Consider the following 20,272-nt stretch of genomic DNA (forward strand, 5'->3'; position numbering starts at 1 on the left):
GTTTGGTCAATAAAATTGAGTCTAACTTAGGTGACAATTTTGGTGACGACGGTTTTATACAAGAAACAATAGAGATTCTTGCTAGATATAGGCCTGGTGGTGGAGAATTTCTTTTTGACGTCGAGTTTGTTAGAAAGCGACTGATTGAGACAATGTCGTATTTGGAAAGAAAGTCTCCAATGTAAACAGCCTGATAGACGTTGCGAATATTTCAGCAGAAAAGTTTTCCAACACAATCTGTGTTGGCGTGCAGTCGAAGGCTGCAGATAAAACGTTGTCTGAATTACGGTGACAATGCACTTTTTTGCTGTGGTCGCTATCGCCGTGTAGACTGACCGTATGGCTCGAGTTGCATTGCTGCGTCGCCGAAATCGGCATCTGGGCGTAGTGCCCGATGCAGAACCGTGTGCGGCTGATCCTGATGTCGGCCGGGCCAAAGCCTGAGGCGCGCTTGCCAAAATGCACCGTACGTCCGACACCCGATAGCGTTACGAATGTCAAAGGAGAACCGGCTGTCATCGTAGGCGGGACTGTTCGATTTGCCTGAAAGGCCGATAGTATCGGTTGGCCGGTCGGCAGCGACGCATTTTTAGACCGGATTGCCGAGCAAACCGGATAAGCTGTGAAACAGGAAAGACACGGCTGCCGGGAAAGGAAAAGTGCACTGTCACCGTAATTCTTATGTGAGTCTGGGGCCGGATGGTCCTGTCACTACGGGGACGACGGCGACGTTGGCGGGTGTGTGGAGAGGCTTTGATTTTGGTGGGCGTGTTGACCTGTCGCCCGATCCTGTGGGGGCGAAAGATGGTGACGATACTGAAGTGGATTGCCATCGCTGTACTTGGGCTGCTGGCATTGATGCATGCGGCACTGACTGCTTCACTGATCTGGCACATGTTCCGCTACGATGTACCCGGAGCTTGGATTGGGGAGCCCGAATTAGTCAGGCAATACCTGATTCCGCTGGCTTCCATTTTTGGTCTCTTGATACTGATGCGATACGCCAAGCCGACCGAAAGAAAGGCGTGCATCGCAGTTCTCGCTGCCGTTACTGTGTCCTTTGCGCTGTTTCTATTGTTGCATTTAACCGGTCGATTGACGATCAAATAGAGAGGACACCTGGGGCCCGCGCAGCGATTTTTGGCTGTTCTGCATGCTGATTTTTGCCTCTGATAGTGCTTCGCGCGGGTAGAATTTTGCGTTCGCGGCCTGCAAATTTTGTCATCGAATCCGGTTTGCGCGCACGAAATTTGGGCTCTCGCGGACAGTGGATTTTGCTCTTTCTCCGCTGCTTTTTTGTGTCGCTGTTTTGCTGCCCTGAGTGAACTTCCGTGAATTACGGTGACAGTGCACTTTTATCGCGTTCGCCCAGCTGATGCCTCAGTCTTGCGGCTTCACCACATCGACCGGACTGATGTCGAGCAGGTCGAGCGTGCGGCGCAACAGCTGCATCTCGCTCCCGGCAAGTTGCGAATCGGCCTTGGCGATCTCGGCCATGTGGCGGGCAAGCAGCTTGCGCCGCTCGACGTCGAGGTCGCGAAACTGGGCGACGGCCTGCGAGCCGTTGGTCTCGTAGCCGAACTCGTTGAGATATTCGATAACGCTGTCGATGCTGGTTTCGGGAATGCCGAAGGCGTCCCGGCAGATACGCCTGAAGGCGGTCATTTCGCTTTCGCTGACCGACCCATCGGCCAGGATCATGCGGAACAGCATCAGCAGCTCTGCCGACAGCACCGGATCGTCCGCGACTTTGCGCACGCCGGGATCGCCGTCGAAGATCGAGCGTATCTGGTCCAGCAATCCCATCGCCGTCAGCCCCTTCCGATTCGTCGGGAAGGTAGCGCGGAATCGGCTTGGCGCAAACGGGGTGCGCATGGTGGAACCCGCCATATTCTGTCGCCGGAAACTGCCGGCCAATCCGGCAAGCCGGCTGCGTGGGCTCATTGGTGTGTGACCGCGCGACTGATACTATGCCGCTGTACGAATCATGTTGAGGAGGGACCGAACATGAATCTTAGTGCGCCTACCCAGCTTATTTTCATCATATCCCTTGTCATCGCCATCATCGGCGTTCTCGCCGCGCTTGGCGTTCTGGCGTTTATCCCTTTGAATGCCGCGTGGATTGTCGTCATCGCCTACATTGTGCTGGCCGCCGGCTGCCTGATGCGCGGCGCTTAAACACGTCCAGACAATTCAGAATCTCAGGCAACTCGGAGCGCCCGGCCAAAAGCCGGGCGCTTTTGATTCTGCAGGATGGTCTGTTAGAATTCCTGGACGAGGGAAAGCACATGCCCGCCAGCGAAGACGGCAGCCCCCACGACAGAACAGGGCTCGATCGGTTCGAGATGGTGCGGCGCGCGCCCAGTCATCGGCTTCAGGGCGCCGTCACCGACATATGCGGCTTTCGCGAAACCATGCCAGGCCATTTCCGTGTCGTCGAATATGCCTCGCTGACCGTGCCGCTGGTCATCAGCTTTGCCGAACCCTTTGCCATCGGGCTCGGCAAGGACCCAAGCGACAATGACCGCTTCGGCAGTTTTGCCGCCGGCCTCTACGCCGGGCCGGTGGTGATCGAATCCTTCGGCGGCGCCTGTTGTGTGCAGATCAATTTCACGCCGCTCGGCGCCCGTCGCTTCTTCGGCCGGCCGATGAGCGAGCTGACCGACCGCATGGTCGGGCTCGATGACGTGCTTGGCGTTGAAGGCATCGCGCTTCGCGAAAGGCTTGGCAATGCACCGGATTGGAGCACACGCTTTGCCATCTCCGAGGCCTTCGTCGCGGACCGGTTGGCAACGGCGGACCGCACTCAAGCCGAAATAGCCTGGGCCTACCAGACGATCGTCACGACAGGTGGCCGGATTCGCGTCTCATTGCTTGCCAACAAGCTGGGTTGGAGCCGCAAGCATCTTGCCGGAAAATTTTCGGACGCGATCGGAACCGGCCCAAAAACGCTGTCGCGCATTGTCCGCTTCAACCATGCGCTCGGCCTGTCGAGACAGGTCAACAGCGATTGGGCCGACATCGCCGCCGACTGCGGCTATGCCGATCAGGCGCATCTGGTGCGCGAGTTCCGCGACCTCGCAGGCATAACGCCGACGGCGCTTGGCGCGAGGTAACATTTCTTCAAGACGCACGACCGGCCTTCGCCCAGACTGGGTTATCGACCAACCCGCTGAAGGAGATCAGCCATGCCGAACACCACCGAACCACCGCGGCTTTATCCGGCGCTGCGCTACAGGAATGCCGGCAAGATGATCGACTGGCTGGGCGAGGCCTTCGGCTTCAGCGTCCGCGCCCGCTATGGCGAAGGCGACGTGGTGCACCACGCCGAACTCGCATTCGGCTCCTCGATCATCATGCTCGGCACGGCGCGCGATGACGCCTACGGCAAGATGGTCGGTGCGCCCGGCTCTGGCGGCGGTACATCGATCTATGTTGCCGTCGAGGACGCAGACGCCGCATACGCTCGGGCAAAAACGGCCGGCGCCGAGATTCTGGAAGAACTCACCGACCGCGATTATGGCAGCCGCGAATTCATCTGCCGCGATCCGGAAGGCAATGTCTGGTCGTTCGGCACCTACTGGCCGAAGGCTGACGAAGCTGCCAGCTAACGCGCCAGCCCAAAGATGGCGTCGCAGTCGAGGTGGGTTTCCAGCTCGGCTGCGATCTCGTCCAGTGCCCGTTCGACCTCGGCGCGGTAGTCGATGCCGCCGCCCTTGACGCCGAGGCTTTCGAGGAATTTCGCCCGGAAGGCATCGGCGGAAAACAGCCCGTGCATATAGGTGCCTAATACCTTGCCGTCGACCGAGATAGCGCCGTCATCGATGCCGTTGATAACGGCGGACGGCCGCAGCATATCCGGACCGGTGGTGCGGCCGAGATGGATCTCGTAGCCCTCGAGCGGCAGATCGAATTGCACCGAGCGCGCGCTGACGTTGCGCACCGTCTTTTCCGGCTCCATCACCGTTTCGACGTCGAGCAGCCCGAGGCCTTGCGTCTCGGTAGCGCTGCCCTCGACGCCGTCGGGATCGCGCACGATATGACCGAGCATCTGGAAGCCGCCGCAAATGCCGACGATATGGCCACCGCGTTTCCTGTGCGCGGCAAGGTCGCGGTCCCAGCCGTTCTCGCGGAATTTCAGGAGATCGCCGATCGTCGACTTCGAGCCGGGAATGACCACCAGACCTGCATCCTGCGGCAGGCGCTGGCCAGGCGGCACGAACACCACCTCGACCTGCGGTTCGGCCTTGAGCGGGTCGAGGTCGTCGAAATTGGCGATGCGCGAGAGCACCGGCACGGCGATCTTCAGCGCGCGCTTCTCGCCGGACGACAGCCGTTCGAGCACGACGGAGTCTTCCGACGGCAGCCGCGCCGCCGCCTTCAGCCACGGCACGACGCCAAAACAGCGCCAGCCGGTGAATTTTTCGATCGCCTCGATGCCATCGTCGAACAGCGAGATATCGCCGCGGAACTTGTTGATGAGATAGCCGACGATCATGCGGCGGTCCTCGTCCGGCAGGATCAGGTGGGTGCCCGCGACCGAGGCGATGACGCCGCCGCGATCGATATCGCCGACCAGGATCACCGGCACGCCGGCGCGCGTCGCAAAGCCCATATTGGCAATGTCGCGGCTCCTGAGATTGATTTCGGCCGGCGATCCCGCGCCCTCGACAATGACCAGATCGGCGCCCTCGCCAACCTTTGCCCAGGAGTCCAGCACCGCATCCATAAGCCGGCCCTTCAGCGCCTGGTAGTCGCGCGCCCGCGCCTCGCCGAACACCTTGCCCTGCACGACGACTTGAGCGCCGACATCGGTCTGCGGCTTGAGCAGCACCGGGTTCATGTGGATGGTGGGCGGCACGCCGCAGGCGATCGCCTGCAGCCATTGGGCGCGGCCGATCTCACCGCCGCCTGAAACGCCGGGAATATCGGCGACGGCCGCGTTGTTCGACATGTTCTGCGGCTTGAACGGCCGCACTTTCAAGCCACGCTTCTTCGCCGCGCGGCAGAGGCCGGCGACGAGCACCGTCTTGCCGACATCCGAACCCGTGCCCTGCAGCATGATCGCCTTGGCCATATCAGCCCCTGCCCTGCGCAACGGTTCCGGTGATCGTCGACTTGGCCGCCAGTGGCCCACCGCGCCAGAGATAGAGCGCCAACAGCGGCTCCCTGCAGGTGCGCATGGCGTGGCTGACGTCAGAGGCATGGTGGATCACCTCGCCCGCCGATCGAAGGTGAAAACCGCCATCGCCCATGCGCCATTCGGCGCCGCCGGTCAGCGGGATGTAGATCTCCTCCGCGACGTGGTGGTGATCGGGGTAGACGATGTCGGGTCCAAGGATCAGCAGACCGCCGGCGACCTCTTCATTGACGAAATGGCCGCGTGTGCCGAACACCTCCAGCCAGCCGTAATTCTCCATGAAAATCCTGCCGAAATCCGCTTCACCATAGGTCTGGCCCCAGCGCAGATCGCCGCGACGCCCCGCAACCAGCCGCGCCAGCGGCTTGGCCGCAGCGGGAGCGAGTTCGACGATCCGGTCGAGCTGGACGAGACAAGGCAGTGCATGCGGCTCGAGCGGCCGGGCCGGCATGTCCCAGCCGATCCGGGCCACGGCGTCGCGCACCAGCGCATCGTCGAACGTCTGGAGATAGGCATGGAAGCGTCCAAGCAGTTCGTCGAAATTTGTCGTCACACTTTGCTCCAAAGCGCATCCGCGCACAGCGGCTGAGCAGACGGTCGGGTTGCGCGGCGGCATCATTGGTCTAGATTGGACTGAGCGCAAAGCCAAAAACGACAGGCCAGAAGGCCGGAAACATCAGGGAGCACGCCATGGACGCCGCTGTCGATGCGGGCACCAGCCAGTTCGAACTCAACGAGGACCAGCGCGCCATCCAGGAGATGGCCGAGGCCTTCGCCGCCGACCGTGTGGCGCCGAACGCACTCGACTGGGATCGCAACAAATATTTCCCCGCCGATGTGATCCGCGAGACAGGCCCTCTCGGCCTTGGCGGCATCTATGTCCGCGACGATGTCGGCGGCTCGGGACTCGGCCGGCTCGACGCCGTGCTGATCTTCGAGGCGCTTTCGCGCGCCGATCCGGCGTTTTCCGCCTTCATCTCGATCCACAACATGGTGGCATCGATGATCGACCGCTTCGGCAGCGACGAACAGCGCCGGCGCTTCCTGCCCAAACTGACCTCGATGGAATGGCTGGCCAGCTATTGCCTGACCGAGCCGGGTTCGGGCTCGGATGCGGCGGCGCTGAAGACGCGCGCGACAAAGAGCGGGGGCGACTATGTGCTGAACGGCGCCAAGCAGTTCATCTCCGGCGCCGGCGACAGCGACCTCTATGTCGTTATGGCGCGCACCGGGGCCGACGGGCCAAAAGGCATTTCCACCTTCGTCGTGCCGAACGATGCGCCGGGCCTTTCCTTCGGCGCCAACGAGCACAAGATGGGCTGGCACATGCAGTCGACCCGCCAGGTCGTTTTCGAGGATTGCAAGGTGCCGGCGGAAAACCTGCTCTCAGTCGAAGGCGCCGGCTTCGGCATCGCCATGGCCGGGCTTGACGGCGGCCGGTTGAACATCGCCGCCTGCTCGCTCGGCGGCGCGCAATCGGCACTCGACAGGGCGCTCGCCTACACCGCCGAGCGCAAGGCTTTCGGCTCGAAGATCAACCAGTTCCAGGCGCTGCAGTTCAAGCTCGCCGACATGGAGACCGAACTGCAGGCAGCGCGCATCTTTCTCTACACCGCCGCTTCGAAGCTCGACCGCAAGGCACCGGATGCCTCGAAATGGTCGGCTATGGCCAAGCGCTTCGTCACCGACACCGGCTTCAACGTTGCCAACGACGCGCTGCAACTGCATGGCGGCTACGGCTATCTGCACGATTACGGCATCGAGAAGCTAGTGCGCGACCTGCGCGTCCACCAAATCCTCGAAGGCACCAACGAGATCATGCGCGTCATCATCGCTCGCGCCCTGATCGGACGGTAAGGCAGTAGGCAGAAAGATGACCGCCAAGATCAAGGGCATCAGAAAAATGCTTCGCCAACTTATTAGCAAACTTGCGCCCGAATAGGTCGCCTACTGCCTACTGCCTACTGCCTACTGCCTACTGCCTACTGCCTACTGCCTACTGCCTACTGCCTACTGCCTACTGCCTACTGCCTACCCAAACCACGGAGTGCCATTATGACCACCATCGCCTTCATCGGCCTCGGCAATATGGGCAATCCGATGGCCGCCAACCTGGTCAAGGCCGGGTATGCCGTGCACGGCTTCGACCTGGTGCCGGAGAACCTCGTCATCGCCAGGGAGCACGGCGTCGTCATCATGGCCAATGCCGTTGCAGCGGTGAAGGATGCCGATGCGGTCATTACCATGCTGCCGGCCGGCAAGCATGTGCTGTCGGTTTACGCGGACATCGCGGCCAAGGCGAAAAAAGGCGCGCTGTTCATCGATTCCTCGACCATCGACGTCGAGTCGGCCCGAAAGGCCCATGCCATCGCCACCAAGCACGGGTTGCTGACGATCGACGCGCCGGTCTCCGGCGGCACGGGCGGTGCGGCGGCCGGCACGCTGACCTTCATGGCCGGCGGTTCGAAGGACGCCTTCGCCAAGGCCGAACCAATCCTCAAGCCGATGGCCGGCCGCATCGTTCATTGCGGCGACGATGGCGCCGGACAGGCGGCGAAGATCTGCAACAACATGATTTTGGGCATTTCGATGATCGGCGTTGCCGAGGCCTTCGTGCTGGCGGAAAAGCTCGGCCTGTCGCACCAGGCGCTGTTCGATGTCGCCTCGACCTCGTCCGGCCAGTGCTGGTCGCTGACCACTTACTGCCCGGTGCCCGGCCCGGTGCCGACATCGCCCGCCAACAATGGCTATAAGCCTGGCTTCGCAGCGGCACTGATGCTGAAGGACCTGAAACTGTCGCAGGAGGCCGCGCAGAGCGCCGGTGCGGTAACGCCGCTCGCCGCCGAGGCAGCCCAGCTCTATGCGCTGTTCAATGCACAAGGCAACGCCGGCGCGGATTTTTCCGGCATCATAAATTTCCTGCGCGGTGCCACGGGGTAAACTCCGAATTTCATCGTTTTTTCGATATCCTGATGCGGAAAGCTGGCAAGTTTAGGTTTGCTTAAGCTCTTGCTAACCTTGCAGTAACGATGTGCGTTTAAAACGGATTGCGAGGCGGACATCCGCCCGGCGCTCCGGATCAGGTCTCGCGTACCGGAGCCCGCAAGTTTCGCCGTAAGTTTCGCAAGTGTTTTGTTGGCGAAGCGCCATGCGTATCTGGCAAAGCCGCGCTCCGATGGAGCGCGGTTTTTGCGTTTCGGACTCTTCAAGGACAGTGAGACGATCGCCCTGGCGCGACTCCAGATGATCGTCAGCCTCGTGGCGGCGGTCCTGACCTACGTTGACGACCGGCGCGTCAGCTGCGCTACTTGCGTGCGAGCAAGACGTGAGCCTCTTGGGGGAATATCAGCTCCCCTCCAGTTGAATAGATTGCCAGCGAAGAACTTAGATCAGCCGTGATCGCTGCGATGACTGCGTCCCGATGTCCGGCCTCCATTCCGCTGACCAGCCCAGCCTGCGGAGTCGCTGCCAACTGTAATCGCACATATTGCTTTGACGAGGGGAACCGGATGTTCTGTGTCGTCGTGTGGATGGTCACCTGACGAAATCCCGCCCCGGCCACCAATCGGTAAAGCTCGTCCGCATCGGCGAGTGAATGCTCGGACCGTTTCGTTGCCGAAGCGCCGGGACCGAGGTGTCGATCCAAGGCATCCGCCAACGCCTTGGCCGCGGGAGTGTGCTCGATGGCGCTGAAAACGTTTAAGACCAGTCGGCCGTCAGGCACCAGAACCCGGAACATCTCACGTAGCGCACTCGATCGGTCCGGAAAAAACTGCAGTCCGAGCTGGCAAAGAACCAAATCAAAGGTGGAGTCAGGGAACGGCATTTCGAGCGCGCTTCCCTCGTGCCAGTCGATATGCGGTCCAGCACCTCTCGGGAGCGAGCGAGCAACGGCAAGCATGCCCGTGTTGATGTCGAGGCCGACGACCTGCCCATTTCCCATACGCTCGGCCGCCGAGCGTGCCACCACGCCGGTGCCGCAAGCTACGTCCAGAATCCGCTCACCAGATTGAGGTGCAGCACGATCCAAAAGGTCGGCAGCCCACTGGGCTGTGATTGCCGGAACCAGGTAGCGCTCGTAGAGTTCCGCAGCGCTGCCTTCCAGCTGCCACTGCTCTTGCTGGGCCATAGCGTCCCTCCCGGACCAGCCGTTCGGGCAACGGGCCGATCGGCGCTTCAAGCAGCCATCTTAAAGCACGTGTCTATCAACTAGCAACCGGACCGGGAAACATGGATACAGTGCAGATCGCTAGGACGATCCGCCCGCCACCCTAATGACACCTTTACTGCTGCTCGTTTCCATCGACGAGACGAATGGCAACATTCCACCCACAGCCGAATCCAAACCGAGGCACCATCGCCTTTCGGATCACTTGTTGAAGTCGACAGGACACGCCCCGCCATTTCCACCGGGCGGGCTCGAAGCTTGAAGGCAACTCGGTTGCAGACATAGTCTCGAAGACTATTTCGTTAAAGGCTATATGGCCGCACGAATCTCTTCACATATTGAGGTCCCGCAATGGCGCACGAGCCTCGAAAAAGACCATTATTCCGCAAGCTCGATAATCATCTATTACGCGTGAGCGATCTCGATGCAGCCGTATCGTTCTATGGGGATCGGCTCGGTCATGCCCTCGTTTGGCGGGACGATGAAGCCGCTGGCTTTGCGCTGCCGGAAACCGATGCGGAACTGGTTGTCCATCTTCATATCGGTCCCGAGACCGATATCCTGGTCGATAACGTGGACGACGCGTTTGAGGAATTCTTGGCCGCCGGCGGTGAGGCTGTGCAACCGCCATTCGAGATCGCGGTCGGACGGTGCGCCCGTGTCCGCGATCCTTTCGGCAACATAGTTGTGATCTTGGACCAATCGAAAGGGATGTTGGTCACTGACGCTAAGGGGCACGTCATCGGTGTCAAGGCGGGCCAGTGATCACGCGTGGTCGTCTATACCGCCAACAGCCTCGCCTGGCGAACGCTTCGCCATAAAGCGGCATTCAATCTCCGGGCGCCCGATTACCCGGGCGCCCGGCGATCGTTCCATCTTACCGCTTGCGCAAATCTGCCTCGGCCAGGTCGAGCGCCCTGCCGATGCGGTCGCAGGCCATGTCGATCGTCTCGCGCGTCCAGATCAGCGGCGGCGACAGGATCATCGTGTCGCCGGTGGCGCGCAGCATCATGCCCCGGGCAATCGCGTAGTCGCGAACCATCACCGCCGCGCTGCCGGCCGGCAGGAAGCGCTCCTTGGTTGCCTTGTCCTTGACGATCTCGATCGCTCCCATCAGCCCGAACGAGCGCACCTCGCCGACCAGATCGTGCCCACCGAGACGTTCCTGCAGCGCCCTGGCGAAGTAAGGCCCGGTATCGTTCCTGACGCGCTCGACCAAGCCTTCGCGCTCGATGATCTCGAGGTTCTTCAGCGCCACCGCGCAGGCCACCGGATGCCCGGCATAGGTGTAGCCGTGATAGAATTCGCCGCCCTTTTCGACCAGCGTCGCCGCGATGCGGTCGCCGACCAGCAGCGCCGACAGCGGCTGATAGCCAGAGGTCAGCGCCTTGGCCGTGGTGATGATGTCGGGCTCGACATCGAAGGCTTGTGCGGCGAACCACTCGCCGGTGCGGCCATAGCCGGTAATGACCTCGTCCAGCATCAGCAGGACATCGTATTTGCGGCAAATGCGCTGCACTTCCGGCCAATAGCCCATCGGCGGGATCTTCACCCCGCCTGCCCCCATCACCGGCTCGCCGATGAAGGCGGCCACCTTATCGGCGCCGGCTTCGAGGATCGCCTCCTCGACCGCTTTCGCCGCGCGCAGGCCGAAATCATGGTCGCTTTCGCCGGGCAGTGCCAGTTCATAGGCGTAGGGCATCATCACGTGGACGATGTTGGGCACGGCGCCGCCGAGCTGCTTGTGCATGAGATCCATGCCGCCGAGCGAGGCGCCGGCGATGGTCGAGCCGTGGTAGCCCATCTTGCGCGAGATGATGCGGTTCTTCTCGGGTCGGCCTTCAAGCACCCAATAGTGGCGAACAAGACGCAGCGCCGTGTCGTTGGCCTCCGAACCGGACGAGCCGTAGAACACCTGGTTGATATGCTTCGGCGCGATCTCCGCCAGTTTCTTGGCAAGCAGAACCGGCGTCGGCGTCGAGCATTTGAAGAAGGAGTTGTAGTAGGGCAATTCCTTCATCTGGGCGTAGGCGGCGTCGGCCAACTCGTCGCGGCCATAGCCGACATTGACGCACCACAGCCCGGCCATGCCGTCGAGGATTTCCGTCCCTTCGGAATCGTAGATGAACGGCCCGTTGGCGTGGGTGATGATGCGCGAGCCGGTCTCGCGCATCTCCTTGTGGTCGGTGAACGGATGAAGGTGATGCGCGGCATCAATCTGCTGAAGCTGCTTCAGCGAATAATTCTGGTAGGTCATGTCTGGTCTTTCCTCTTGAACCAATCCGGCAGCTTTCGCGCCGGGGCGGATTCGTCAGAGGACAGCGGGCGGCGAATAGCCGATGCGGGCGCAGAGCCGCAACAGCTCGGCGCGAAGCGTGCGCGACGACGGCGTCACCGCCACCCCAAATGCGCAACCCGATTTCGCCAGCCGAGCCATGCATGTACCTTAGGCTGCCTCGAGCCCTCAGTTCAAGCCGTGCCGGTCAAGCGACGCCGGTCAATTGGTGCCAGTCAGGGCCCGCTGCAGGAAGACGTACTTCATCGCCGCCTGTGCGGCCTGCGGCCGCCGATCGCCGCGTCCACCATGGCCGCCCTCGGTCTCCTCGAAGAACAGCGTCTTGCCGTGGCCGGCCGCCTGCAGCCGTGCCGCCATCTTGCGGGCATGCCCGGGATGGACGCGATCGTCGGCGGTCGAGGTCGTCAGCAACACTGGCGGATAGGCTGCATCCGTGTCTACATGCTGGTAGGGCGAATAGGCGGCGAGCCAGGCTGCCTCTTCCGGTTTCGCCGGATCGCCATACTCGGCCATCCACGACGCGCCGGGCGGCAGCTCGGTGTAACGCAGCATATCGAGCAGCGGCACGTCGATGATCACCGCGCCGAATAATTCCGGGCGCTGCGTCAGCGAGACGCCGGTCAGCAAGCCACCGTTCGATCCGCCCTGGATGCCCAGCGTGGCGGGCGTAGCGATGCCGCGTTTGACCAGATCTTGCGCGACCGCAGCGAAATCGTCGAAGGCATTCTGGCGATTGGCCTTGAGCGCGGCCTGATGCCAGTTCGGGCCGAACTCGCCACCGCCGCGGATGTTGGCCTGCACATAGGCATTGCCCTTCTCCAGCCACAGCCTGCCGCGCACGCCGGCATAGCCGGGCAACAGCGGCACTTCAAAGCCACCATAGCCGTAAAGCAATGTCGGCACGGGTCCATCCAAGTCGCGCCGCCTGACCACGAAGTACGGGATCATCGTGCCATCCTTCGAGCGTGCCTCGAACTGTTCGGAGACCAGGGACGACGCGTCGAAGCGCGCCGGCTGCGATTTCACCGGTGCCAGCGTCGCGGCATTGTCGTCCGACCAGATGATCGAGCTCGGCGTCAGGAAATCGGTGAAGGAAAAGGAGACGCTGGAGCCGAAATGCTCGGCATGGCTGATGCCGACATTGCCGTTTTCGGGCAATGCAACGGGCTTGAACTCCCAGCCGCCGCCGCTGCGCTCGCCGGCGATGACCTTGCCGCGCACATTGTCCATCAAATTGATGAACAGCCGGTCCTGCGTGCGGGCAATGCCGGCAATCGAGACGCGGTGCGCCGGCTCGAGCACGGTATCGATGGATCCGAATAGCCCGGTTTCGATCCAGCGCTCGAAATCGAGTGAATAGAGCCCGTCGGGCTTGCACAGCGTGCCGTCCGGCGCCGTCCACGGGGTACGCACGCCGAAGACGAGCTGGCCCTTGAACAGCGCTGTATCGGTGACGTCGTCCGGCAGCGGGATGCGCCTGTTTTCGCCCGATGGCAGCCGCAGGAAACTGTGCGAGGCGAAGAAGTCGAGGGTCCGGGCGAGGAAGACATGGCGTTTGTCGCCGTCGAATTCGACGGACCCGCCGGCTGCGAGATCCTGCTTCAGCGCCTCGAAGATCGGCATCGCCTCGTCCAGTGGCGTGCCGCGCCGCCAAAGCTTGACCACGCGCGGATAACCGGACTGGGTCTTGTCGTTCTCCTCGAAGGCGGCGGAAACGATAACTGCGTCCTCGTCCAGCCAGCTAAAGCTCGATTTCGAGGCAGGAGCCCGAAAACCGCCATCGACGAAGGACCTGCTTTCGATATCGAATTCGCGCATCTCGCTGGCATCGCCGCCATCCGGCGACAGGCTGAGCAGGCAGCGGCTGAAGTCGGGGTAGAGCCGGCTGGCGCCGCTGAACACCCATTTCACTCCCTCTTCCGCCGCCAGACTGTCGAAGTCGATGATCGTCTGCCATTCCGGCTCGTCGGTCTTGTAGGATGCGACCGTGGTGCGCCGCCAGAGGCCGAGTATATTGGTCCGGTCCTGCCAGAAATTATAGACATGGCCGTTGATCGCAGCCCCGACAGCAATATTGTCCTCGGCCGTCATCAGGTCGAGCGCGGTCTGGAACGTTGCCTGATAGGATGGATCACCCTGCAATTCGGCGACCGTGATCTCGTTCTGGCGATGCACCCAGTCGAGCGCTTGCTTGCTGGTCCTGTCCTCCAGCCAGAGGAAGGGGTCTTTTGTCTCGCCGGCTGAACCTGGCTGCTTTTGAGTGATCGGCTCGGTCATGTGGTCTCCAAAATTCGTCAGGCTCGGTGCCACAAACATCGGCATGGCGCTACCGACATTCAACCGGAACACGTAAATACGAATGGTCGGAGAGTGCCATGACAACGCTCTCTGCATGGACTGCGAGGAACCTCATGCAACGTCTGTACATTGCGACTGAGAAGTTTGATCCATCCCACGGCACGGGATGGGACAAGTACATGGAGTGGTCGGGCCTCACCCAATTGACAGAGGTCGTCTCTCTCGACGGCATGCTGTGCCCGACCGCACTTGGGGAGATAAAGGATAGCTACTGGCCCTACATCGTGAACGAAGATTTCATGCTGGATTTCTTCGTGGATCTGGGGTTTTTGCGTTCGCAATTGACCGATACGAGCAACCTTAACATCCTTGGCGTAATCCGAAGTCCTTCGGCGGATCTGCGCTCATTCGGTTGGGACGAGTTCACCTTCATGGGCTATGATCTGCTCGACAAGAACGTCGACATCAGCGCATTGACCAATTGCGGTGGTTTCCCCGACGTCTTCGCCAACGAAGAGCTATCCTGCGTTGGGCTGATAGACGACTTTGATCGCGCCGTTGAGATTCAGGAATTGCTGCACAAGACGCATCCCGAAGAACGCCACGCCGACTGTGACCTCTGGGCGGTCTTCAGGCGGCAAGACAATTGAGGATCTCAGCATCCGGTCGGAATCTCACACCATCCGCCTTCGAATAACGGTTACAACCGCCAGCGCCAGGCAAATGGCACCGAGCGTCATCGGCAGACCGCCTGCCCCAAGGACATCCATGGCGCTGCCCGCCAGCGGCGGCACGGCGATCCCGCCGACGCCCCACATCAGCGAGAAGGCGGCGTTGCCGGCGACCAGTGCCGAGCCGGTGAACCGCTCGCCGAGCTCGATGATCGACATTGTGTAAATCCCGTAGGAAACCGCTCCCCAGATGAAGACGCATGGCCAGATCAGCGGCGTCTCGATGAGAACCGGCAACAGCACGCATCCGAGCACCGTCACCGAAACACAGATGAACCGCACCAGCCGCGCCGTCAGCCGTTCCGCCAACAAGCCGAGCGGCACCTGCATAGCGATATTGCCGGCGATCATCACTGACAGCAGCGCCGACATGCGCGCTTCGGCGATGCCGTAATGTGTTCCATAGACCGGCAGTAAGGCGAGCACCGCCTGTTCAAAACCGGCGGCCACGACGACCGCCGATAACAACAGCCAAGCCTGCGGCACGAATCCCAGGACCGAAACCCGGTGCCCGCTCTCGTCGACCTTCGGCAGCCGTGCCAGCACAGAGGCTAGGCAGGCGCCGCAAAACAGGAAAGCGCCGATGCCGACCAGAAACGGCGGCCATCCCACGGTGCCGACCGCAAGCAGGCAAAGCGGCCCCGCCGCAAAGCCCGCCGAAATGATCGTCGAATAGATGCCCATGACGCGGCCGCGGCGTTCCGGCGGCGCCAGTGCGATCACCCAGACTTCGCTCAGCACGTAGAGCGGGTTGGTGACGGCGCCGATCAAAAAGCGCAGCGGAAACCACAGATAGACATTTTGCGTCCAGCCGATCAGCGCCAGCACCAGCGCGGAAAGTGCCGCGCAAATAAGCGCGGTGCGCCCTGCCCCGAAACGGCGCGCCAACGCCGGAACGAGCGGCGAAGAGACGATGAAGCCGATCGGCGTCATTGCCGCCGACAGTCCGATCATGGCCGGCGAGACGCCCTGGCGCTGCAGGATGAAGCTCAACAGCGGATAGCTCAGCCCTTGCGCGATGGCGAACACTGAGACGGTGGCGATCACGCCGGTGATCGCCGCCCATTGCACTGTCTCGCCGCTGCTTTGTTCCGCCCGCGCCATGATCCACACCAAATATCGGGCTGCAGCATTAGCGTTCGGTTCCGTCACAGTAAGCACCGGCAACGAAAACCGCTTGCGCCAGCCGGAACGCGATCAAGAGGCTGACGATCCCGCCGGCTGCCCCCAGGGCATGTCGCTTCCCTCGTCCTAGTGGTCGCCGCCTCCGCAATGGCCGGCCAGCCGGCAGTCCATTATGCCGCCGCATTGCCGCAGCGTACGAGGACTATCATGACCGCCGCCCTTCAGCCCGCCGAACCGGCATTGGCAAACGATCGCGCCCGTCGCGGCGGCCGCGCGGGGAAGCGTGCCGGCGGATCGGCGGCGTTCGAGCAGCCGCCGTTTCGGCAGTTGAAGAACCCGCTGGCGCCGACCCGGCTGGTTTCCGACGACGAGCTGGAATCCATCCACCTCGCCTCTCTGCGCGTGCTCAGGGAAATCGGCGTCGACGTGCTGCATGACGAAGCCCGGCGCATCATGAAGGCGCATGGCGCCGATGTCCGCGAAGGCAGCGAGCGGGTGCGCTTCGACAGTGACATGATCCTGGAACTGGTTGCGCACTGCCCGCCGGAATTCACCATCCACGCCCGCAACCCGGCGCACAACGTGCGCTTCGGCGGCGATAATCTGATCATCTCGATGATGGCGTCGGCGCCCAATTGCTCCGACGTCGACCGCGGCCGCCGGCCGGGCAACCAGCAGGACTACCGCAACTTCCTCAAGCTTGCGCAGATGCACAACATATTGAACTGCACGGGCGGTTATCCGGTCGAGCCGATCGACATCCATCCGTCCGTCCGCCACCTCGAATGCATCCGTGACCTCGCCACGCTGACCGACAAGATGTTCCACATCTATTCGCTCGGCAAGGAACGCAATGTCGACGGCATAGAGATCACCAGGATCGCACGCGGCATCAGTCATGAGCAGCTGCTCGCAGAGCCGTCGGTGTTCACCATCATCAACACCAATTCGCCTCTCAAGCTCGACGTGCCGATGATGGAAGGCATTATCCAGATGTCGAGCAAGGGCCAGGTGGTCATCGTGACGCCGTTCACCCTGTCCGGCGCCATGGCGCCGGTGACGATTGCCGGCGCGCTGGTGCAACAGAATGCCGAGGCGCTGTCCGGCATCGCCTTCGCGCAGATGGTGCGCAAGGGCGCGCCTGTCGGCTACGGCGGCTTCACCTCGAATGTCGACATGAAGTCCGGCGCGCCGGCCTTCGGCACGCCGGAATATATGAAGGCGCAGCTGGTCGGCGGACAGCTCGCCCGCCGCTACAACATCCCCTACCGCACCTCCAACACCTGCGCCGCCAACACGGTCGACGCGCAGGCCGCCTATGAAAGCGTGTTCTCGCTGTGGGGCGCCATCCAGGGCGGCGGCAATCTGATGATGCATGCCGCCGGCTGGCTCGAAGGCGGCCTGCGCTGCTCCTATGAAAAGACCATCCTCGATATAGACCTGTTGCAGATGGTCGCCGAGTTCCTGACGCCGCTCGATCTTTCCGACGAAGCGCTCGGTTTCGACGCCATCCAGTCGGTCGGCCCCGGCGGCCATTTCTTCGGCACCCAGCACACGCAGGACCGCTACAAGACCGCCTTTTACGCGCCAATCATTTCCGACTGGCGCAATTTCGAGAGTTGGGCGGAGGCCGGGTCGCCGACGGCACTCGAAAAGGCCAATCGCGTCTGGAAGGAACGGCTGGCGTCCTATGAAGAGCCTTACATGGATCCGGCGATCCGCGAGGAGCTCAACGCTTTCGTCGACAAGCGCCGGGCCGAAGGCGGCGCGCCGACCGATTTTTGATCATCTGATGAGTAGTCGACCCCCACTCCGTCTTGATGGCAGGCTGGCCGAAAACATCGCCGTTTCCGATCTCCGCTTTGTTTTCGCGCCCCGCTCACTCGATTCAATCTCTTCAAAAACGGAACTATCTTCATGAAATCTCACGCAAAAGCGGTTGTTATCGGCGGCGGGGTCGTTGGCTGCTCGGTGCTCTATCATCTGGCCAAGGCTGGCTGGACCGACATCATGCTGATCGAGCGTTCGGAGCTCACTTCCGGCTCGTCCTGGCATGCGGCGGGCGGCTTCCATACGCTGAACGGCGATCCCAACGTCGCCAAGCTGCAGGCCTATACGGTGCAGCTTTACAAGGAGATCGAGGAGATTTCCGGCCAATCCTGCTCGCTGCACCTGACCGGCGGCGTGATGATGGCCGACACACCCGAGCGCATGGACTTCTTGCGGCTCGCCCACGCCAAGGGCCGCTATCTCGGCATGGACACCGAACTGATCACGCCGTCCGAAGCCAAGGCAATGTTCCCGCTGATGGACGAGACGAATTTCGTCGGCGCCATGTGGGATCCAGTCGAGGGCCATCTCGACCCTTCCGGCACCACCCATGCCTATGCCAAGGCCGCCAGGAAGCTGGGCGCCGAGATCGTACTGCGCAACCGCGTCGTGGAACTGACGCAGGAGGTCGACGGCACGTGGAACGTCGTCACTGAGCAAGGCACAGTCAAAGCCGAGCATGTGGTCAACTGCGGCGGCCTGTGGGCGCGCGAGATCGGCCGCATGGTCGGGGTCGAACTGCCGGTGCTGGCCATGGAGCACATGTATCTCCTGACCGAGCCGATGCCGGAGGTCGAGGAATTCAACAAGTCGACCGGCCGCGAGATGATCGGCGTGCTCGATTTCAAGGGCGAGATCTATACCCGCCAGGAGCGCAACGGCATCCTGCTCGGCACCTATGAAAAGGCCTGCAAGCCGTGGTCGCCGGTCAACACGCCGTGGGATTTCGGCCACGAACTGCTGCAGCCAGACATCGACCGCATCGCGCCGTCGCTGGAGATCGGCTTCAAGCATTTTCCCGGCATCGAGAAGGCCGGCATCAAGCAGATCATCAACGGCCCCTTCACCTTCGCGCTGGACGGCAACCCGCTGGTCGGCCCGGTGCAGGGCCTGACCAATTTCTGGTGCGCCTGCGCCGTCATGGCCGGCTTCAGCCAAGGCGGCGGCGTCGGCCTGGCGCTGTCGAACTGGATGGTCCATGGCGACCCCGGCTTCGATGTCTGGGGCATGGACGTTGCACGCTTCGGCGAATGGGCAACGCTGCGCTATACCAACGCAAAGGTGCGTGAAAATTATTCGCGCCGTTTCTCCATCCGCTTTCCCAATGAGGAATTACCGGCGGCAAGACCAGCGCAGACGACCCCGCTTTACGACACCATGCTCGCCAACAACGCCGTCATGGGCGACAGCTGGGGTCTCGAAACCCCCCTCTGGTTCGCGCCGAAAGGCTCGGAGCCGAAGGACATCGTGTCCTTCCACCGCTCCAATGATTTCGGCCCGATCGGCGAGGAGGTGCGCGCCACCCGCGAGAGGGTAGGCGTCACCGAGATCGCCAACTTCGCCAAATACGAAGTCTCCGGACCAGGGGCCGAAGACTTCCTCAACCGGCTGATGACCAATCGCATGCCGAAATCCGGCCGCATCGTGCTGACGCCGATGCTGAACGAGTTCGGCAGGCTGATCGGGGACTTCACCATCGCCAAGGCGGGCCCAAGGGGTGGGGAAGATCGCTTCATGATCTGGGGTTCTTCGGCAGCGCAAAAATACCACATGCGCTGGTTCGAGAAGCATCTGCCGAAGGACGGGAGCGTGCGCATCCACCGCTTCGACCAGACGCTGGTCGGCCTCTCCATCGCCGGGCCGAAATCGCGCGACCTGCTGCAGAAACTGGTCGATGTCGACATCTCGACCAAGGCCTTCCGCTTCATGGATTTCCGCGAGATGGCGGTCGGCGGCGCGCCCTGCATGGTCAACCGCATCACCTACACCGGCGACCTCGGCTATGAGATCTGGATGGCGCCTGCCTACCAGCGCCTGGTTTACAATGCGATCAAGGAGGCTGGCGAAGAGTTTGGCCTTGTCGATTTCGGCATGCGGGCTTTGCTCTCGATGCGCCTTGAGAAGAACTTCCCGACCTGGTTCCGCGAGTTACGTCCGATCTACGGACCGTTCGAAGGCTCGATGGACCGCTTCATCAAGCTCGAGAAGAACGACTTCATCGGCCGGGAAGCAGCGGCCAAGGAACAGGCAGAAGGGCCGAAACTGCGCCGTGTCTCCTTCATCGTCGATGCCGCGGATGCCGACGTCATGGGCGATGAGCCGATCTGGGCCAAGGTCGGCGGCAAGGATTACGGCACCGTGGAAAAGCCGCATGGCTATGGCGCGCCGCGCTTCGATGCGGGTGGTAACGAAGTGCGCGGCTCGAATGCCGCCGAAGGCGCGTCTGCCGTGCGCGGCATTGTCGACGGCGACTGGCGCGTGGTCGGCTGGGTCACCTCCGGCGGCTATGCGCATTATGTCGAGAAGTCGATGGCGCAAGGCTATGTACCGGCAGCGCTTGCCGAGAACGAGAGCGCCGGGCTGTTCGAAGTCGAAATTCTTGGACACCGGCGGCCGGCACGCATCAATGTCGAGCCGCCCTTCGACCCGAGCGGCGAAAAGATGAGGACGTAGGCGCAGCCAGC

At 61.9% G+C, this 20,272-nt stretch carries 18 protein-coding genes; 10 read left to right on the top strand and 8 right to left on the bottom strand.

Features of this window, described 5'->3' with window-relative positions; genetic code table 11:
• The first annotated feature begins 804 nt into the window (after window positions 1–804).
• Complete coding sequence (locus NKH23_RS22760; RefSeq protein WP_352719647.1) at window positions 805–1,110, top strand: hypothetical protein; 306 nt, start codon at window positions 805–807, stop codon at window positions 1,108–1,110.
• Window positions 1,111–1,380: 270 nt separating this feature from the next.
• Here the strand turns inward: NKH23_RS22760 and NKH23_RS22765 are convergent, their stop codons facing one another.
• Window positions 1,381–1,806: a TerB family tellurite resistance protein gene (locus tag NKH23_RS22765; RefSeq protein WP_352719749.1), complete on the bottom strand. Its 426-nt coding sequence runs from the start codon at window positions 1,804–1,806 to the stop codon at window positions 1,381–1,383.
• A gap of 201 nt (window positions 1,807–2,007) precedes the next feature.
• On the opposite strand from NKH23_RS22765, the gene NKH23_RS22770 reads away from it, so the two are divergent.
• The 3 genes from NKH23_RS22770 to NKH23_RS22780 all read left to right on the top strand — a co-directional run bounded on the left by NKH23_RS22770 (window position 2,008) and on the right by NKH23_RS22780 (window position 3,611).
• The gene (locus NKH23_RS22770; protein ID WP_023676480.1) at window positions 2,008–2,178 is read left to right on the top strand and encodes a hypothetical protein; all 171 of its coding nucleotides are present in this window, start codon (window positions 2,008–2,010) and stop codon (window positions 2,176–2,178) included.
• Between the two features lie 110 nt (window positions 2,179–2,288).
• Complete coding sequence (locus NKH23_RS22775) at window positions 2,289–3,116, top strand: helix-turn-helix domain-containing protein (RefSeq protein ID WP_352913272.1); 828 nt, start codon at window positions 2,289–2,291, stop codon at window positions 3,114–3,116.
• Window positions 3,117–3,188: 72 nt separating this feature from the next.
• Window positions 3,189–3,611, top strand: coding sequence for a VOC family protein (locus NKH23_RS22780; protein WP_352913271.1), 423 nt, complete (start codon window positions 3,189–3,191; stop codon window positions 3,609–3,611).
• Here the strand turns inward: NKH23_RS22780 and NKH23_RS22785 are convergent.
• Together NKH23_RS22785 and NKH23_RS22790 are read right to left on the bottom strand one after the other, a co-directional pair.
• On the bottom strand, window positions 3,608–5,077 hold the full coding sequence (locus tag NKH23_RS22785) for a cobyric acid synthase (protein ID WP_352913269.1): 1,470 nt from the start codon (window positions 5,075–5,077) through the stop codon (window positions 3,608–3,610). The two genes, NKH23_RS22780 and NKH23_RS22785, sit on opposite strands and share 4 nt — an antisense overlap.
• Window position 5,078: 1 nt before the next feature.
• On the bottom strand, window positions 5,079–5,693 hold the full coding sequence (locus NKH23_RS22790; protein ID WP_352719656.1) for a dimethylsulfonioproprionate lyase family protein: 615 nt from the start codon (window positions 5,691–5,693) through the stop codon (window positions 5,079–5,081).
• A gap of 137 nt (window positions 5,694–5,830) precedes the next feature.
• On the opposite strand from NKH23_RS22790, the gene NKH23_RS22795 reads away from it, so the two are divergent.
• Window positions 5,831–6,997, top strand: a complete 1,167-nt coding sequence (locus NKH23_RS22795; RefSeq protein WP_352913268.1) for an isobutyryl-CoA dehydrogenase — start codon at window positions 5,831–5,833, stop codon at window positions 6,995–6,997.
• Window positions 6,998–7,195: 198 nt separating this feature from the next.
• The gene (gene mmsB, locus NKH23_RS22800; RefSeq protein WP_352913266.1) at window positions 7,196–8,080 is read left to right on the top strand and encodes a 3-hydroxyisobutyrate dehydrogenase; all 885 of its coding nucleotides are present in this window, start codon (window positions 7,196–7,198) and stop codon (window positions 8,078–8,080) included.
• A gap of 364 nt (window positions 8,081–8,444) precedes the next feature.
• Here the strand turns inward: mmsB and NKH23_RS22805 are convergent, their stop codons facing one another.
• Window positions 8,445–9,269 (bottom strand): methyltransferase domain-containing protein, encoded by an 825-nt coding sequence (locus NKH23_RS22805; RefSeq protein ID WP_352913264.1) that lies wholly within the window; start codon window positions 9,267–9,269, stop codon window positions 8,445–8,447.
• Between the two features lie 390 nt (window positions 9,270–9,659).
• Here NKH23_RS22805 and NKH23_RS22810 point away from each other — a divergent pair, with 390 nt between their 5' ends.
• Window positions 9,660–10,073, top strand: a complete 414-nt coding sequence (locus tag NKH23_RS22810) for a VOC family protein (RefSeq protein ID WP_156948098.1) — start codon at window positions 9,660–9,662, stop codon at window positions 10,071–10,073.
• A 112-nt stretch (window positions 10,074–10,185) separates the two neighbouring features.
• Here the strand turns inward: NKH23_RS22810 and NKH23_RS22815 are convergent, their stop codons facing one another.
• The 3 genes from NKH23_RS22815 to NKH23_RS22825 are packed head-to-tail and all read right to left on the bottom strand — an operon-like array spanning window position 10,186 to window position 13,881.
• Window positions 10,186–11,565, bottom strand: coding sequence for an aspartate aminotransferase family protein (locus tag NKH23_RS22815; RefSeq protein WP_352913262.1), 1,380 nt, complete (start codon window positions 11,563–11,565; stop codon window positions 10,186–10,188).
• Window positions 11,566–11,619: 54 nt separating this feature from the next.
• Window positions 11,620–11,745 (bottom strand): capsid protein, encoded by a 126-nt coding sequence (locus NKH23_RS22820; protein ID WP_084641091.1) that lies wholly within the window; start codon window positions 11,743–11,745, stop codon window positions 11,620–11,622.
• Window positions 11,746–11,805: 60 nt separating this feature from the next.
• Window positions 11,806–13,881, bottom strand: coding sequence for a prolyl oligopeptidase family serine peptidase (locus NKH23_RS22825; protein ID WP_352913260.1), 2,076 nt, complete (start codon window positions 13,879–13,881; stop codon window positions 11,806–11,808).
• 98 nt (window positions 13,882–13,979) lie between these two features.
• Here NKH23_RS22825 and NKH23_RS22830 point away from each other — a divergent pair, with 98 nt between their 5' ends.
• The gene (locus tag NKH23_RS22830) at window positions 13,980–14,552 is read left to right on the top strand and encodes a hypothetical protein (protein ID WP_352913258.1); all 573 of its coding nucleotides are present in this window, start codon (window positions 13,980–13,982) and stop codon (window positions 14,550–14,552) included.
• A gap of 24 nt (window positions 14,553–14,576) precedes the next feature.
• Here the strand turns inward: NKH23_RS22830 and NKH23_RS22835 are convergent, their stop codons facing one another.
• Window positions 14,577–15,737: an MFS transporter gene (locus NKH23_RS22835; RefSeq protein WP_352913256.1), complete on the bottom strand. Its 1,161-nt coding sequence runs from the start codon at window positions 15,735–15,737 to the stop codon at window positions 14,577–14,579.
• Window positions 15,738–15,965: 228 nt separating this feature from the next.
• On the opposite strand from NKH23_RS22835, the gene NKH23_RS22840 reads away from it, so the two are divergent.
• The gene (locus NKH23_RS22840; protein WP_352719668.1) at window positions 15,966–17,543 is read left to right on the top strand and encodes a trimethylamine methyltransferase family protein; all 1,578 of its coding nucleotides are present in this window, start codon (window positions 15,966–15,968) and stop codon (window positions 17,541–17,543) included.
• A 132-nt stretch (window positions 17,544–17,675) separates the two neighbouring features.
• Window positions 17,676–20,261, top strand: coding sequence for a GcvT family protein (locus tag NKH23_RS22845; protein ID WP_352913254.1), 2,586 nt, complete (start codon window positions 17,676–17,678; stop codon window positions 20,259–20,261).
• Window positions 20,262–20,272 lie beyond the last annotated feature (11 nt).

The organism is Mesorhizobium sp. M1328, from assembly GCF_040318075.1.
In the GTDB taxonomy this organism is placed as follows: Bacteria; Pseudomonadota; Alphaproteobacteria; order Rhizobiales; family Rhizobiaceae; genus Mesorhizobium.